This is a genomic window from Cryobacterium melibiosiphilum (assembly GCF_003602235.1).
GTDB classification, from domain to species: Bacteria; Actinomycetota; Actinomycetes; order Actinomycetales; family Microbacteriaceae; genus Cryobacterium; species Cryobacterium melibiosiphilum.
Genome location: NZ_QZVS01000074.1, coordinates 1 through 16,832 on the forward strand (window position 1 = coordinate 1; position 16,832 = coordinate 16,832).

The following is a 16,832-nucleotide window of genomic DNA, read 5'->3' on the forward strand; positions in this document are numbered from 1 at the left end:
CCTCCACAACGACGGCTGGACCATCACCCGCACCACCACCCCCGACGGAACCAACCACGAATACTGGCTCATCCCACCCACACAAGCAGACCCCAACCAGACACCGATCCGGCTGCAGAGCAAAACCGCGCTCCACCTCGAATCACCCTTCCACCTCGACAGCTGAGTCGGCCAGTCCGTATCTCCCCTTTTCCCTTCCCCCCTCTCCCTCCAACCCACCCGAGGCGCACGCCGGCGCCGCCGCCGGCGCCGGTGCCGTCGTCATCGGCGTCGGATCGAGCTCGTCCGACGAGCTCGTCCGATCGAGCTCGTCGGATCGAGCTCGTCGAGATCTCAGTCAGCGGACAATAGCTCGGGCTTCAGGCGATGCGGCCGAGGTCGGAGGGGATTCCCGAGGCAGCCATCTGCTTCCAGAGTTGAACCGCGAGGGAGAATGTCAGCAGCTGGGCCGGGTCACGCGGATCGGTGCCGAGCAACTCCTCGATCCGGTCAAGCCGATTGGCGAGGCTGTGCCGATGAATGTTCAACACTCTCGCCGCCGGGCCAGGATGGCAGCCCTCATCAAAGTAGGCGATCAGGGTCTCCAACAGCCGGGAATCTTCGATGGCATCCCGCTCAATGAGCGGGCGCAGCAGCCCCACCACGAACGACGTCGTAGTGTCGGAGCTGAGGAGCGGGGCGAGCATGGCATGTATCCCGAGGTTTTCGATCCGTTGGATGCTGTTACTCGGCCCGGCCGCATCGCCGGCGTCGATGGCTCGTTGCCCGGCAGCAACGACAGCTTCGCGCATGGCAACGCGCAGGTTCAGGGCATCCGCTTTGACCCGGCTGACGCCGATCTGGATACCCGACCAGCCCCGCCCTGTACACGCATCGAGCAATCGTTGAGCCTGGTCACTGCCGGATTCCTCGATGAGGCAGTAGATGTGCTGGTCGAGCGCCCCGACAACCGGTGTTCCCGCGGTTTCAAGGGCGTCTTCGGCGAGCGCGCAGACCTGGCCGGCGCGCAGATCGGCGGCCACGGTCAGGCACAGCACGCGGTAGCCCTCCACCGCGAGAAATCCGAGGTTCTGCAGCTGGTTACGAACCTCCGACAGGCTGAGGCTGCCATCCTCCGTACCGCGCAGCAGGGGCTCCACCCGAGAGCGCCGTGAGCTGCGAAAAGTCTGCTGGCGACCGAGTTCGAGCAGCATCGCGAGCTGGCACTGCCGAAACGCGTGTCCGTGTTCGGGGGTGTGCGGCCCCGGACTGCGAAAGACCAGGAACGCCTCCGGGTTGCGGCCCAGGCATACGGTGCCGACGACGACGGTACTGCCGTCCGCCTGCGTCTCCTCAGCCCAGTCCCGGTCACTGAGCAGCCTCTTGGCCGTGGCATAGAGCGCACCGGCGTTGCCGACGATTCCCGAAAACGGATGCCGCTGGCCGACGCTCTCACCGAAGTAGGTGAAGGCGACCGCTTCCACGTCGGCAACCCGGCGCAGCGCCAGGCGCAGAGCCCCACTGATGCCTCCGCCCGCCAGCAGCGAGCGCACGAGCTGTTCCTGCAGGTCGAGCGCATCGTCTACCCGGGTGTCGGCGAGCGTGGGTGCGGTGCGGGGGGACGACAGTCGAGAGGGTGGGACCGTCGCGGGCGAATCCGGTGCAGGAGAAACCATAACCGAACACTAGGGGCATCGTGTTTCGGATGCATGTCTGGTGACCTGTTTTACGCGACCAGCCCCCGCGTCTGCCCACGAAGACGGGCATGATGCGGGGGCTGAGAGGCCAGCCGCACCGGGGCGACAGCCCGGAGAAGCTGGCCGACTAAGCGCGGGCGTCGGGGTGGAAGGCGCTCGGGTGGTGCTCGGGCGCNGCGGGCGTCGGGGTGGAAGGCGCTCGGGTGGTGCTCGGGCGCGGCTATCCCGACCGGGTGAGCAACCGCGGGGGGAGCATCCGCTGCCTGCGTCGTCGGGCTGGAACCCCCACCGCCCGAGCCATTCGAGCCGGAGCCCGGCCCGCCGCGGCGACGGCGGATGAGCTTCACGAGCGGCGGCACCAGCAGGAACAGCGCGATCACCGTGTAGATGACGACCGGCACCGGCTCGCTGACGAGGGCGGCCGGGTCGCCGCTGCTGATCTGCAGCGCGCGGCGCAGCTGGCGTTCCATCTCCGGGCCGAGGATGGCGCCGACGATGATCGGCAGTACGGGGAACCCGAAGCGGCGGGCCATGTAGCCGAGCGCCCCGATCAGCAGCAGGATCAGAATATTGAAAGTCTGCATGCCCGCCGCGTAGGCGCCGAGGGTGGCGAAGAACAGGATGCCGCCGTAGAGGTAGGGTCGCGGGATGCGCAGCAGCTTCGCCCAGAGCGGAGCGAGCGGCAGGTTCAGCGCGAGCAGCAGCGTATTGCCGATGAAGAGGCTCGCGATCAGGGTCCAGACCAGCAGCGGTTCGGTCTCGAACAGCAGCGGTCCGGGGGCGAGTCCGTACTGGTTGAAGGCGGCGATCATGACCGCGGCGGTCGCCGTGGTTGGCAGCCCGAGCGTCAGCAGCGGCACCAGCGTGCCGGCAGCGGATGCGTTATTGGCCGCCTCGGGGCCGGCCACGCCCTCGATGGCGCCGTGGCCGAATTCTTCGGGGTGCTTGGAGAGTTTCTTCTCGGTGGCGTAGGAGAGGAAGGTGGGGATCTCCGCCCCGCCGGCCGGAATGGCGCCGAACGGGAACCCGATGACGGTGCCGCGCAGCCAGGGCTTCCAGCTGCGCTTCCAGTCCTCCTTGGCCATCCACGGCACACCGACCGGAATCGTGGCGGGTTTGCCGTGGCGCAGGTGGGCGGCGATCCAGAGGGCCTCGCCGACGGCGAACAGGGCCACCGCGATGACCACCACGTCGATTCCGCCGCTGAGCAGTGGCTGACCGAAGGTGAGCCGCGGCTGACCGGTGGTGACGTCCATGCCGACCAGCCCGATCGCCAGGCCGATGAACAGCGACGACAGGCCGCGGATGCGACTGGACCCGAGCACGGTGCTGACCGCCACGAACGCGAACACCATCATGGCGAAGTAGGAGGGAGCGCCGAGGCTGATGGCGATCGCCACGATGAACGGGGCGACGAAGACGATCCCGGCGGTGGCGAGGGTACCGGCGACGAACGAGCCGATTGCCGCCGTGGCGAGCGCCTGGGCGCCCCGCCCAGCCTTGGCCATCTTGTTGCCCTCGAGCGCGGTGACGACCGAGGAGGACTCCCCCGGGGTGTTGAGCAGGATGGAGGTGGTCGAGCCGCCATACATGCCGCCGTAGTAGATGCCCGCGAACATGATGAGCGAGCCGGTGACGTCGAGCGCGTAGGTCAGCGGCAGCAGGAGGGCGACCGTCATGGCCGGTCCGATGCCGGGCAGCACGCCCACGGCGGTGCCGAGCAGCACCCCGATGAGGGCGAAGAGCAGGTTTTGCAGGGTCAGCGCGTTCGCAAACCCGTCCATCAAAAGGGAGAGGTTGTCCATCAGAGGATTCCTGTCAACAAGCCGGCCGGCAGCGGAATGCCGAGCCCGAGTACAAAGCCGTAGAAGGTGCCGACGGCGAGCAGGGCCCCGATCACGAGGGCCCAGAGGTAGCGCTTCGAGCCGAGCAGCAGGCTCGAGGCGTAGAACAGCAGGGCACTGGCGACGACGTAGCCGAGAAAGTCCATCGTGAGGGCGTAGGTGGCTATCACACCGGCCAGGCCGAACACGGTCGGCCAGTGGGCGCCCTGCGACAGGTCGATGTCTTCGCCGTCTTCAGCGTCGGCGGCGCCTCCGCGCATCACGTCAATGGTGAGCGCGATCGCGCAGAGGCCGAGGCCGACCGCGATGATGTACGGCACGACCTGCGGGCCCATCACCCCGGCGTTGATGCTCAATTTCTTGATGTGCGCGGCGTCCCAGGCGACGATGAGGGCGAGCACGGCGAGCACGGCGGCGACGCCGAGCTCGGCCTTGCCGCGCAGCACCGCGGGCACCCGGCTCACCGTTGGAGTTGCCGACTGGGCCGCTCCCCCGTTGGGGGCGCCCGCGGTGCGGTCGCTCATACCAGGCCCAGGCTTTCGAGAACCGTGGCTACACGCTCGTCCTGCTCAGTGAGGAAGGTCGCGAACTCGTCACCGGTGACGAAGGCGTCGGTCCAGCCGTTGGACTCGAGCACGTCGGCCCATTCGTCGCTGTCGTGCATCTCGGTCACGGCGGTCACGAGACGGGCGGTCTGTTCGTCGGTGAGGCCGGGGGCGGCGAGCAGTCCACGCCAGTTGGTGAAGACCAGATCGACGCCCTCTTCGGTCAGGGTCGGAGCGTCGAGCACCGGAACGCGCTCTTCGCTGGTGACCGCGAGCACGCGCAGGTCGCCGGCCTTGACCTGCTCGAGGAACTCGCCGTAGCCCGACGCCGCGAACTGCAGCTTGCCGCCGAGGATCGCGGGAAGCAGCTCGCCGCCACCGTCGTAGGTGATGAAGTTGACGGCGCTCGGGTCGATGCCCACGGCATCCGCCAGCTGCATCGGCAGCAGGTGGTCGGGGCCGCCGGGCGAGGAGCCGCCGCCGACGGCGAAGCTGGCCGGGTCGACCTTCCACGCGGTGATCATGTCGTCGAGGGTCTGGTAGGGCGAGTCGGCGGGTACGAAGATCGCACCGGCCTCTTCGATCAGGCGGGCGATCGGGGTCGCGTCGGCGACCTTGGCGTCGCCCTCGTTCGTGTATGCGGCACCGACGACGCCGAGGCCCATCATGAGCAGGAAGTCGGCGTTGCCGGTCTCGGTGAGGGTGCGGGCCAGGCCCACGGTTCCGCCGGCGCCGGCGAGGTTGGTGACCTCGGTGCCGGTGGCGACGCCGATATCGTCCATGACCTTGACGGCGGCACGGCCGGTGACGTCATAACCGCTGCCCGGCGCGTTGGGCACCATCACCTGGAGGTTTTCGATCGGGCCGGCGTTGGTGGCGGCCACGTTGGCGGTGCCGGTGACCCCGCAGGCGCTGAGCGCGACGACCAGGGTCGTGGCGATGAATGCGGTGCCGAGCAGGCGCCGCGTCGCTGTGTGAATGCGCATTGCAATCCTCTTTGATTGTCGGTGGTGTGTGTCGGTGGTGTGTGTCGGTGGTGCTGCTGCAAACCAGGGACAGCGTCAACGCTGCCCTCCCTCAGTGTGCGCACTGGGCCGTTCGGGTCACAACTTGTGGTTGCAACGGATGTTGTGGAGCTTGTGGTTGCAACTCCCGCGCGGCCAAGTGGTTTCTTTTTGTCGGTGGAATGAGCGACTATTCTCTTGGCCATTGTTGTCTCTTGGCCACCGGTGTCTGAGAGGAGGATCCGTGCCGACCACGTCACCCGTGCCTGCGCGTCGCAGCCCGACCGGGCGCTCCCGGCTCAGCCTCACCCGCCAGCTGCTCATCTTCCAGCTCACCCTGATCGCCCTGGTGCTGGTCGCCGTCACCGCCATTTCACTCGAGCAGTCCCGATCCGGCTTCGTCGACCAGGCAGAGCGACGCATGCTCGCCGTCGCCGAATACACCGCCGCGAACCCGCTGCTGCGCAGCCTGCTCTCCGCCGACGACGCGCTGCCCCAGCAGCTGACCGCACCGGTCGAGTCGTTGCGCACGACGACCGGGGTCGATCAACTGATCGTGACGGATGCCGGGGGCCGCGTCATCGCCTCGCCCGCCGACCCGAGGCTGCTCGGCACGACACTGATGCCGGGCGGCGACAGGTCCGAGGGAGCCTGGGGCGGGGAAACCACCCTCGGCACGGCGCCACACGACGCGCCGCACGTGCTCGGCCAGGTACCCGTCATCTCCAACGCCGGCGGCCAGGTCGCAACGGTCATCGCGGCGCGTGAGATTCCCGAGCTGACCGGGCTGCTCGCCGCGGCCGCTCCCAACCTGCTGACCTACCTCGGGGTCGCCGCGGTGCTCGGCATCGCCGGGTCGTTGTTGCTCGCCGCCCGGGTGAAACGCCAGACCCTCGGCCTCGAACCCGACCAGATCGCTCGATTGGTGGAGCACCGGGAGGCGATGATCCACGGCATCCGCGAGGGCATCGTTTCCGTCGCTGCCGACGGCACCATCACGCTCATCAACGACAGCGCCCGGCGCCTGCTGGGCTTGCCCGGCACGGTCGAGGGCTCCCGCATCGACGAGGTCGGCCTTGAGGCCGCCGCGGTGCAGGCGCTGCGCAGCCACGGCATCGACGACCACGATTCCGCGCTCGTCAACGGCGGCGTGCTGCTCGTGCTCAACCAGACCACGATCTACCCGCCGCGCGGGCATCCCGAGGTCGTGACCACGCTTCGGGACCGGACTGAGCTCGTCACCCTGCAGCACGACCTCGGCAGCAGTCGTCAGGCCACCGACACCCTGCGCGCGCAGACGCACGAGTTCGCGAACCGGCTGCACACGATTTCGATGCTGATGCAGCTCGGCGACACCGAAGCCGCGGTCGAGTACATCGATGCGGTCACCCGGGATCGCACCGAGCTCGACAGCACCATCCTGACCCGGGTGCAGGAACCCGCCGTCGCCGCGCTGCTCATCGCGAAGACCTCACTGGCCCGGGAGCGCGGAGCAGACCTGACCCTCACCGCCGGTTCAGCCTTGCCGCGCGTCGACGCTGAACTCTCGACCGATCTCGTGACGGTGCTCGGCAACCTCATCGACAACGCACTCGACGCGGTCGGCGACGTTGTCGGCGGCGCCGACGTGCGCCTCGTCGAGGTTGACCTGCGCGAGGTCGACCTGCCCGAGGCCGACCGGCCCGAGGCCGACCGGCCCGAGGTCGACCGGCATAGAGCGCACCAGCCTGCCCTGCCGCCGGCCGACATCGACCGTCTCGCCGGGAAATCGACCGTCGCGGGGTCGGCCGTGCGGGTCACGGTGCGCGACACGGGTCCCGGCATCCATACCGACCTGCTCGAGCGGGTGTTCGACGTGGGGGTGACGTCGAAAGCGCCCTCTCCGAGCGGATCGGACCACGGTTATGGCCTGGCCATCGTGCGGCTCGTCGCGACCCGCCGCGGAGGCCAGATCACCTACCAACACGATCACGGCGCAGTCTTCGAGGCCGTGTTACCCAGCCGCGCGGCGCTCACCGGCGCCGGTCCGGCCCTCGAAACCGATCCGATTGCGGGGGCGTTCGTGACCGCGAATCCATGGGCCACGACGCCAGCGGATGCCGACGACGGCGCGCCGGAGACAGGCCCACCCCCGTCCGGAAACGCCCGTTCCGGGCACGCACCGTCCCAGACGGCGAGCGCGGGCCCGATACGCGCAGGGACAGCGGATTCCGGTTCGGCCCCGGGGAGCGGGCGGGAACATCCGTCGCCCGATGAGGAGGCCCATCGTGTGTGAGGTTCTGATCGTCGACGACGATTTCATGGTGGCGCGGGCGCACGAGCGGATCGTGGGCCAACTCGAAGGATTTCGCGTGGTGGGCGTGGCCCACACCGGCACCGAAGCGCTGGCGGCGATCACGCGGTTGCACCCGCAGCTCGTGCTGCTCGACATGTACCTGCCCGACATGACCGGGCTCGACGTGATTCGACAGGCCCGGGCGGGCACCCACACGCTCGACTTTCTCGTGCTGAGCGCCGCCCGGGAACCCGAGATGGTTGCCGCGGCGCTGCAAGGCGGAATCGTGAGCTATCTGTTGAAGCCGTTCAAGATCACCGAGTTGCAGGCGCGGCTGGCGGCCTACGCCGAGCGTCGGCGCCTGCTCGCCCAGCCCGGTGACGTCAGCCAGGACGACCTCGATCTGCTGCTGGGATCCACGCCGACGGGGGTGATCCAGACCGCGCCGGCCTTGCCGAAGGGCCTCAGCAAGGAAACCGGGGTGCTCGTGGAGCGGGCGCTGCGCAGCGCGGCTCCCGACCTCGCCGCGTCGGAGTGTGGTGAGGCCCTCGGACTCTCACGGGTCGTCGCACGTAAATACCTGGAGCGTCTCGTCGAGATCGGCGACGCCGTCGTCACCCTGCGCTACGGCCAGACCGGCCGTCCGCAGCGCCGTTATGCCTGGGCCCACCCGCCCCAATAGGCGCGCTGAGTTGCGAGCAGCGACTTGAGAAAAGGGGTTTGAACGAAGCTACACGAGGGAAGTTATCCACACCCTGACATTGCCTCTGAGCCGGCGGGCGTGCGAGAAGGTACCCTGAACGGGAGGGACGGTCGCCCAGGACGCAGGTCAATCCGGGCGCCGAGCGCGCAGGCACCGAAGGGGGATCGATGTCACAAATCGGTGGGGACGACTTCTTTGCACGGTACGCGGGGCGAACCGACTGGCCGCACAACGCGCGCGACCTGGCCGATTCCACGCTCTGTCCAGCCTGCCAGGCGCCACTCACCGGTCCGGTGTGCACGCAGTGTTCCCTCGACCTGCGCCATCCGGCCGCCGCGGAACTGCTGACCGCTTCGACGGATGCCGCAGCCGCCTTCGAACACCGCGTCGCCCTGATTGGCCAGATCCGCTACGAGACGGCGCAGGCAACCGCCCACGCGACCGCCCAAGCCCAAGCCCAAGCCCAAGCCCAAGCCCAAGTGCAGGCCTACGCCCAGGTCCAGGAGACGCTGCACGTCCACGCTCCCGTGGCCGATGGGGAACCGCCGGCCGTCGACACGCCGACCAGCGCACAGCTTGACCCCGCGAAGCTCGACCCCGCGAACCTAGACCCCGCGAACACGGCGATTCCGCCGATCACGGCTATCCCACCACGCCCACCCGTCCCCGCGCGCCGTGCCGCCGCCGACGCCCCTACCCCACCGGCGCGCGCCACACGCTCGAGCGTGCAGGTGCTGCTCCTCATCGTCGGCGTCGTCCTCGTCTCCGTCGCGGCGATCTTCTTCCTCACTGTGGCGTTCTACTTCGCCGGCCTGGGAGTGCGCTCCCTCGTCATCGGAGCCGTGACGGCAGCCATCGTCGCGACCGCCGCCGTGGTACGCCGCAAGGGGCTCGTCGCCACCGCCGAAGGCATCGGCGCCCTCGGCGTCGTACTCGTGCTCCTGGATGCCTGGGCGCTGCGCGCAAACGATCTCGGCGGCCTCGCATCCGCCGACGGCCTGCTCTACTGGGGAATCGCCCTGTCACTCTGCGCGGGGCTGTTCCTCGGCTGGCATGCGCTGTCCCGGCTGCGCGTGGCCAGCGTTGCGGGATTTCTCGCTGTGCCACCGGGCCTCGGCCTGCTCGCCGCCGGCCTCGCCGCCGACCTCGATCCGCTGCCCCGCGTCTATCTCGCCTGCCTGGTCGCGGCGCTCGGCACGCTCGTGCACCGGGCGACACTCCCTCGCGCCAACGGTTGGTGGCCGGTCGTCGACCGGGTTCCCGAGCGTCTCAGCCTGCTCGTCATGACGGCGGCGGCGCTGGCGGGGGCATCCGTCACCGCGCTGTTCGCCGCGCCCGGCACAACCCTGGCCCCGATCTGGTACCTGGGCGGCGTCGCCGCCGTGAGCCTGCTGCACCTCGCCGCGGTCGGCCGGCTTCAGCTGACGGATGCCGTCTATCGCGGCTTCGCCCACGGTTACGCCGCGCTCGCCGCCGCCGCGCTCGTCGCGATCGCGCCGCACGTCGCCGTGCGCGCCGAGAGCCTGCCGATGCTGCTCACCGTGCCGGTGCTGGTGGCCGGTTCCCTCGCGCTCGGCCTCGAATTCTCCCGCCCGCGCCTTGGCGCGCTGCTGCGTCCCGTGGCGGGCTCCGCCGCCATCACGGCCGCCCTGCTGGCAGCCCCGCTCGGGGTCGCCACGGTCGGGGTCGCCGCCTGGCCGCTCGGGACCGCGCTCGTCACGGCGGTCACCGGTGGCGGCAGCCCGGTCTCGGATCCCACGGACGACAACCTCTGGGCGTTGGGTGCCCTCGTCGCGCTCGGTGCGCTGACCACCCTCGCGTGGTGGCGCGGCGGTCGACTGCCCACCCGGCGCGCCCTGCTACTCGGGTTCGGGCTGGGCGTCGCGGTGCTCGCGATCGCCTTCCTCGGCGCACTCGGGCTGGTGCTCGCAGGCTATCTGGGGGTTGCCGTGGTCACCCTCGGCGTTCTCTTGCGCACGGCTCTCGTGCGCGCGGCTCTGCGCACGGCCGGGCCCCTCGACCCGGCATTTCCCGGCTGGGTGCGCCCGCAGCTGCTCGTGCTGCTGGCCGTCACGACCGGGCTCGGTTTCCAGATCGGCTGGGCGAGCTCGGCGACCTGGTGGATCGGCACGACCACGGCCACCCTGCTGGCCTTCGGCTCGCGTCTGTTGGTGCGACGCGACTCCGGAGCCGGGGCACGGGCGGGGCTGCTCGTCGTCGCGATCGTGCTCACCCTGGTCGCCGCGGGCACAGCGCCGTGGGCCCTCACCCTCGGCTCGAACCCGAGCGCCGACGACGGGCTCGCGAACGTTCTCGGCGGGCTCACGCTCGCCACCGCCCTGCTGCAGCTGTGGATCGCCCTGCCGACTCGACCGGCTGTCACCGGGAAAACCGCGGATCCCGCGATTGCCGAACCGCCACTATCGCTGGCCACACGCATCACGGGCGGCCTCGACACCGTGGAACGCCGCTGGGCGTTCCGCACCCTCCTGCTGCCCACCGTCCTGGTCTTCGCGGTGCCCGTGGTCGGCAATTCCGCGGCGCTGCTGCAGCCGCAGCCGGCCGCTTTCCTCGCCCACAGCACACTTCTCCTGGCCGCGCTCCTGTTCTGGACCGTGCTCCCGGCCAACCGCTCCTCCCTCGGTTTCGAGCGCATCGTCGCGGCGGTGGGCCTCACCCCGGTGCTCGCGCTGCTGCTCGACGCCATTCTCCAGTCAGTGGATGCCCCCGCCGCGGTGGTCGTGCTGGCCCTCCCCGCCGCAGCGCTGCTGGTGGCGGCCCTGGCCCTGCTGCACGCACGCGGCACGCCTGACCGGGACCGCGCCGGCCTCGAAGTCGGCGCGGCGATCGCGCTGATTCCGTCCGTGCTCGCGGCGGTCGTGACGGGGCATCCGCTCGCCTGGCTGGCCGTGTTGGTGGCCGCCCTCGTCGCGCTCGTGGTGGCGGTCGCCCCCGACGGCCTGTTCGGCTCCATCTCACCGCGGGGACACCTGGGCTGGGTGGCCCTGCTGCTCGGCGTCGGCGGCCTCTGGATGGGCCTGGCACGGGCCGGCACCGAGGCCCTCGAGCCCTACGTGCTGCCGGTCGCGGCGGCGCTGCTCGGGCTCGCGGCGCTCATCCGTCGCTTTGGGCGCGTTGATCGAGCGCAGGCGGCGAGCCCGGTAGCGGCGGTGCTTCTGCTCGCCGGGCTACTGGTGGCCATCGTGCCGCTCGCCCTGATCGCCGGCACGGGCTCCGTCATACGGCCGATCGTGGTGGGCGTGATCTCGGCCGTCCTGCTGCTGGCGGGCTCCGCGTTCGCCTGGACAGGACGGCACCAGCCCTACCTCGCCGCCGCCGGGATCGCCGGGTCCCTCGGCGTGCTGCTGGTGTCGTCGCAGCGACTGCGCGGGCTGCTGCTCACCGAGGCCGTTCCCGACGCCCGGCTGGAGGCCTGGCTGCTGCCGGCCTGCGCTCTGGTGGTCACGGCCGCCGTGCTCCTGCGGCGCCAAGTGGATGCCCCGAGCCGCCACGTTCGGCTGGCCGCCGCGAGCGCGCTCACCGTGATCGTGCTGCTTCTGGCCACGGCCGCGATCACCGTGAGTCTGGGCACCTTCTCGGCCGTCGGCACCGGCACGGCGCTGCAGTTCGAGTGGGTGAACTTCGACTCGGCGCTGAGCACGGCGCGGGCCCTGGTGCTCGTGCTCGTCCTGGCCGCGGTGCACGCGCTGGCGCTGAACCGCCTGCCCCTCGTCGCCTGGGTCGCGCTGGCCCTCGGCGCCCTGGCGGGGTTCGCCGCGTGGGCGGCTGGAGCGCTTGACCCGATCGAGGTCGTCACCGTGCCGCTCGCCCTGGCCATCATCGCCGGGCAGGTCCGCACGATCATGCCGGGTGCCGAGACCCGCGGGCCCAACATGAGCGGCGACACCCGGCGGGCGGCACCGCGAACCTGGCTCCTCGCCGGACTCGGCGTGGCGCTGCTGCCGAGCGCCCTCCTCAGCGCCGAGGGCACCGTGCTGCGGCCGATCCTCGTGCTCGTGGTCGCCGGCACGCTCGCCCTCGCCGGGTCGATCGTGTCACCGTCGTCTGCCGTGGCCGCGCCGCGCCAGGGCCGGCTGGGTCGACTGGGTCGACTGGCGGGCGATGCCGCCCTCGCCTCGCCGGTGGTAACCCTCGCCCTCCTGGCCGTGCTGCTCACGGTCGGCGCACGCGTCATTCCTTTGCTGCTGTCGCCATCGGGCGCCACCGGGCAGCTCGAAGCGTGGCTGATTCCGGCGGTGCTGATCGCGGTGCTCAGCTCGATCGCCCTGATCCGGGCGGCACGCCGCGACGCGACGCACACGCGTGCAGCGGGCGCCGACGCGGCCGACCGGGACTCGGCCAGCGGGGATTCAGCCAGCGGGGACCCAGCCAGTTACGACTCGGGACCGGCGGATGCCGCATCCGTCGTCGGCAGAATCCGTCGGGGCTACGCGATCCTCGGCGGGACCGCGGTGCTGACCGTGCTCGCCGAGGTACCGGCGCTGGCCTTCGACCCGCTCGCCGCGGCCCGCGTCGTCATACTTGTGCTGGTCTTCGCGGTCGCGCACGTCGCCGTGCTGGCGGTTGTTCGCACCCGGCGCGGCCGCCGGCTCGGCTGGACGATCCTCACCGCCGCCGCGATCATGGCGCTCGCCGGCCTGGCGCGGTCGCTGCCCGATCCGTTCGAACTCGTCACCGTGACACTGGGCCTCGCCGTCGTGCTCGGGCAGCTCCTGGCCGGGGCGTCCCTGCGCGGCACGGCCCGCGCGGCGGCTCCGACCTCCGGGCCGGCGCCAGATTGCTCGACCACGACCACGACCACGACCTCAACCGCGCCGGGCGCGCTGACCTCCCGGTCGCGGGCCTGGATTCTCGCGGGCCTGGGCTTGTCGCTGCTGCCGAGCGCCCTCCTCGGCGGCGACGGCAGCCTCGTGCGGCCGATCCTCGTTCTCGTGGCCGCGGGCACCCTCGCCCTCACCGTCTCGGCCCTGTCCACCTCGGCGGTCATGCGCCGGTTCGGCCGGGGCGCACTCGTCGCGCCCGCGGTCGGCGTGGCGCTCATCGGCGTGCTGTTCGCGGCGTTCGGCCGCATCGCGCCGCTCCTCGGCACTCCGCTGGGCGCACCGGCGCTGGTCGAAGCCTGGCTGCTGCCAGCGGTACTCATCGCCGTTCTCAGCTCCGCCGCCCTGATCCACACGGGGCGCCTCGACGCCACCCGGGCACCGGCAGCCACCGCCCCCGACACGACGGATGCGGCATCCGTCGTTGTCAGCAGTGGTCTGCCCACCATGAGCCTCGGCAGAATCGGCCTGGGTTATGGGGCCCTGATCGCGACCGCGGTGTTCGTTCTCGCCGCCGAGGTGCCGGCACTGGCCTCGGAATCCTTGGCTGCCGCCCGGGTCACGGCCGTCGTGCTCGCCTTCGCGGCCGCCCACGTGGCCGTCTTCCAGCTTGAGCGCACCGGGGCCGGCCTCCGGCTCAGCTGGTTCTTCGTGGGCGCCGCCGCGCTCATGATCATGGCCGGGCAGGCTCGCTCCACGCCCGAGGCGATCGAACTGCTGACCGTTCCGCTCGCACTGGCGCTGCTGACAACGGGCACGCTCTACCTCGGGCGGGTTCCCGCGGCCGGAAGCTGGCCGTGGCTCGCCCCCGGAATCCTGGTGCTGTTGGTGCCGTCGCTGGTGTTGGACGTGACCGACGGCACTCTGTGGCGCATCGTGCTGCTCGGTGTACTCGCCACTGCCGTGGTGGTCGTGGGCGTGACCCGCCGGCTGCAGGCGCCGTTCGTGATCGGGTCGGTCGTGCTGCTCATCCACGCCACCGCCCAGCTCTGGCCGTGGATAGCGCTCGCCTACGGCGCCGTCGCATGGTGGCTGTGGCTCGGCATCGGCGGTGTGCTGCTGATCGTGCTCGCGGCGCGCTACGAGAAGCGCATTCAGAACCTCAAGGCGGTGGCGCTCAGCATCTCTGCCCTGCGCTGACCCGCCCTCACCGGCCGACGCACTGCGCCAGGGTGTCGCGCGCGACTATCGACGCCGCCATGCAATGTCACCACCAGGCACAGTCCCTGCCAGGCACAGTCCCTGCCAGGCAGAGTTTCTCGGCAACTGCATCCGGCCGAGCTCGCGCACCCCCGCGCAGCGCGGCGCCCGCGAGGCCCGCCGCGTGATGCGCGGGACCTGCGCCGCTACGCGGGAGGTGCGCCACCCGCGCAGCGGCGCAGCACCCGCGTAACTCCCCCGCCGGCTTGCACCAGCTCAAAAAGGCGACTCGAGCGCGGGAGCTACGCCGCAGCGCGGGGATTACGCCGCAGCGCGGCAACTGCGCCACGCAGCCGTTGCGCGACCTGCACCACGCGGGGCACAGCCGCTTACCGGCCGGCTAGCGTTCGACGAGGATGCCGTCTTCGTCGCAGAAGATGGTGTGGCCGGGAATGAAGCGCACTCCGCCGAATTCGACCTCGTCGTCGGTGGTGCCGGAGCCGGTCTTCGTGCTCTTGCGAGGGTTGCTGCCGAGGGCTTTCACGCCGAGCGGCATGGTGCTGATCGCCACGCGGTCACGGATGGCGCCGTTGATGACCACGCCGGCCCATCCGTTGGCGACGGCGAGGTCGGCGATCATGTCGCCCATGAGCGCGCTGTTCAGCGAGCCGCCACCGTCGATGACGAGCACGGCGCCGGCGCCGGGGGTGGAGAGCAGCGCCTTCAGGCGCGCGTTGTCTTCGAAGCAGGTGACGGTGCGGATCGGTCCGCTGAAGCGGGCCTGGCCGCCGAGCGACTGGAACTGCAGGCTGACGGAGGCGAGGTCGTCTCCGCGTTCGTCATAGAGATCGGCGGTCATGATCGTCATGTGGTGCTCCTCGAAATGGGTCTGCGGGCGATGCGTGGTCGAACGGGTGGGTCTGCTGCCCAGACTAGCGAATCGGGCCACGCGCGCAGAAGCCGGGCACAATGGGAGGCATGCAGCCGGAACAGACGCAGCGAAAGCGAGTGATCGTGCGCGGCCAGGTGCAGGGCGTCGGGTTTCGGTACTATGCGCAGGCCGAGGCCGAGAAGATCGGGGTCAGCGGGTTCGTTCAGAACCACGCCGACGGCAGCGTGGAGGCGCAGGTGGAGGGTGCCGCGGCATCCGTCGCCCGAATGCTCGACTGGCTGGCGACCGGCCCGCCCTGGGCGGTCGTCGATTCCGTGGCGGTGACGGATGCCCCGCTCGAATTCGACACGCAGTTTCGGGTTCGCGGCGGCGACTGACCGTCCCTCCGGAGCGACGACGGGTCCGCAGCGAGGGCAGGTCCGCAGCGAGGGCAGGTCCGCAGCCACGACAGGCCCGTGCCGCGGGCACCCAGTGTGAGCCGGGTGCCTGCGGCACGGGTTGATTCTGTCAGCACTGTCGGTACAGGGCGCTATTCCTTGACGGGGATCGACTGCGCCTTGAGGGCGTCGATCGTCGACGTCTGGCCGCTCGTGAGCGCCTCAAGCAGGGTGCCCTGACCGGTGACTGCGGCCTTGAAACCGTCAGACACGTCGTTGTAGGTCTGCGTCATGGTCGGTCCCCAGACGAAGTCCGGCGAGACGGTGCTCGAGGCTTCCGCGAAGACGTCGTAGATGGGCTGGCCACCGTAGAATTCCACGCCCTCCTTGAGTACGGGCAGGTTCAGGCCCTCCTTGGCCGCCGGGTACAGGTTGGCGGACTCGTTGAGCATGGTGAGCGACTCGTCGGACGTGTTCAGCCACAGCGCGAACTGGGCGGCCTCATAGGGGTGCTCTGAGCCGGTGAAGACGGCGGTGGACGAGCCGCCCCAGTTTCCGCTGGAGTCATCGCCGGCTTCCCACTGCGGGCTCGGCGCGACCGACCACTTGCCGGCCGTGTCGGGCGCACCGCTGGCGATCGAGTTGGCACCCCAGGCCGCGGAATCCCAGGTCCACGCCGCTCCGGTGTTGTAGGCGTTGTCCCACTCGGTGGTCCACGGCGGGTTGGTCGAGACGAGGTCGCGGTCGATCAGGTCCTGCCAGTAATCGGCCACCTTCACGGACGCGTCGCTCGTGAGGTCGACGGTCCAGTCGGTGCCGTCGTTCTCGAACCAGCTGCCCCCGGCTTGCCAGACAAGCCCGGCAAACTGGTTGATATCGCTCTGCGAGAAGTTCGTGATGTAGGCACCGGTCGCGCGAACCTGTTCGGCGGCTACCGCGTATTCCTCCCAGGTGGTGGGCACGGCGATGTTGTTCGCGGCGAAGAGGTCCGAGCGGTAGAACATCGCCATTGGGCCCGAGTCCTGCGGGATGGCATAGACGGCATCGTCTTCGCCAAAGTTGACCTGGCCCCAGGTCCAGTCCACGAAGTCGCTCTGTGCATCGAGCACTCCGTCGCAGGCGGCGAGGTTGGTCAGGCCGTTCTGCACCCGGAAATTGGGCAGGGCGTCGTACTCGATCTGGCCGAGGTCGGGCGCGTTGCCGGCCTTGAGCTGGTTGAAGAAGTTCTGGTAGGTGCCACCGTTGCCGTTCGGCCCGGTCTGCACGGCGACCTGGATGTCGGGGTTGGCCTCGTTCCAGACATCGACGACGTCTTCGATGCCGGGGATCCAGGACGTGAACGTGAGGTCGACCTGACCGGTCGACGGTTCACAGGCGGCCGCGTCGGCGTCGCCGCTGGCGGAGGAACCGCCGGTCGAGCAACCGACAAGGGCGACGGTCGATGCGGTGAGCAGGGCAACGACGACCGCTCGTTTCGTACGGGACATGGTGATCCTTTTCTCGGGAGGGTGATGTGAGGCACGATGTTGTGCCTC

General features: G+C 70.1%; 9 protein-coding genes and 1 pseudogene. 4 read left to right on the plus strand and 6 right to left on the minus strand.

Annotated features, from left to right (window positions below; all coding sequences use genetic code 11):
• Nucleotides 1–359: 359 nt before the first annotated feature.
• The 4 genes and pseudogenes from D6T64_RS07035 to D6T64_RS07050 all read right to left on the minus strand — a co-directional run bounded on the left by D6T64_RS07035 (nt 360) and on the right by D6T64_RS07050 (nt 5,051).
• Nucleotides 360–1,655 carry a PucR family transcriptional regulator gene (locus D6T64_RS07035; RefSeq protein WP_119973599.1) on the minus strand — a complete coding sequence of 432 codons (1,296 nt, stop codon included), beginning with the start codon at nt 1,653–1,655 and terminating at the stop codon, nt 360–362.
• 344 nt (nt 1,656–1,999) lie between these two features.
• A pseudogene (locus D6T64_RS07040) lies at nt 2,000–3,481 on the minus strand (tripartite tricarboxylate transporter permease); the annotation flags it as partial.
• Complete coding sequence (locus tag D6T64_RS07045) at nt 3,481–4,044, minus strand: tripartite tricarboxylate transporter TctB family protein (protein WP_119973603.1); 564 nt, start codon at nt 4,042–4,044, stop codon at nt 3,481–3,483. The pseudogene D6T64_RS07040 and the gene D6T64_RS07045, both read right to left, overlap by 1 nt.
• A complete protein-coding gene (locus D6T64_RS07050; RefSeq protein ID WP_119973606.1) occupies nt 4,041–5,051 on the minus strand; it encodes a Bug family tripartite tricarboxylate transporter substrate binding protein in 1,011 nt (336 codons plus the stop codon). The genes D6T64_RS07045 and D6T64_RS07050 overlap by 4 nt, the downstream gene beginning before the upstream one ends.
• 262 nt (nt 5,052–5,313) lie before the next feature.
• Between D6T64_RS07050 and D6T64_RS22225 the strand changes: the two genes are divergently transcribed.
• The 3 genes from D6T64_RS22225 (at nt 5,314) to D6T64_RS07075 (ending at nt 14,028) form a co-directional block, all read left to right on the plus strand.
• Nucleotides 5,314–7,344: a sensor histidine kinase gene (locus D6T64_RS22225; protein WP_158594839.1), complete on the plus strand. Its 2,031-nt coding sequence runs from the start codon at nt 5,314–5,316 to the stop codon at nt 7,342–7,344.
• Nucleotides 7,337–8,026 (plus strand): response regulator, encoded by a 690-nt coding sequence (locus tag D6T64_RS07070; RefSeq protein ID WP_119973608.1) that lies wholly within the window; start codon nt 7,337–7,339, stop codon nt 8,024–8,026. Before D6T64_RS22225 ends, D6T64_RS07070 begins: the two co-directional genes overlap by 8 nt.
• A 188-nt stretch (nt 8,027–8,214) precedes the next feature.
• Nucleotides 8,215–14,028 carry an SCO7613 C-terminal domain-containing membrane protein gene (locus D6T64_RS07075; RefSeq protein ID WP_119973610.1) on the plus strand — a complete coding sequence of 1,938 codons (5,814 nt, stop codon included), beginning with the start codon at nt 8,215–8,217 and terminating at the stop codon, nt 14,026–14,028.
• A gap of 400 nt (nt 14,029–14,428) precedes the next feature.
• On the opposite strand, the gene rraA is transcribed toward D6T64_RS07075, so the two are convergent.
• Nucleotides 14,429–14,896, minus strand: a complete 468-nt coding sequence (rraA, locus tag D6T64_RS07080) for a ribonuclease E activity regulator RraA (protein ID WP_119973612.1) — start codon at nt 14,894–14,896, stop codon at nt 14,429–14,431.
• Nucleotides 14,897–15,006: 110 nt separating this feature from the next.
• On the opposite strand from rraA, the gene D6T64_RS07085 reads away from it, so the two are divergent.
• Complete coding sequence (locus D6T64_RS07085; protein WP_119973614.1) at nt 15,007–15,297, plus strand: acylphosphatase; 291 nt, start codon at nt 15,007–15,009, stop codon at nt 15,295–15,297.
• A gap of 152 nt (nt 15,298–15,449) precedes the next feature.
• Here the strand turns inward: D6T64_RS07085 and D6T64_RS07090 are convergent, their stop codons facing one another.
• Nucleotides 15,450–16,784, minus strand: coding sequence for an ABC transporter substrate-binding protein (locus tag D6T64_RS07090; protein ID WP_119973616.1), 1,335 nt, complete (start codon nt 16,782–16,784; stop codon nt 15,450–15,452).
• Nucleotides 16,785–16,832 lie beyond the last annotated feature (48 nt).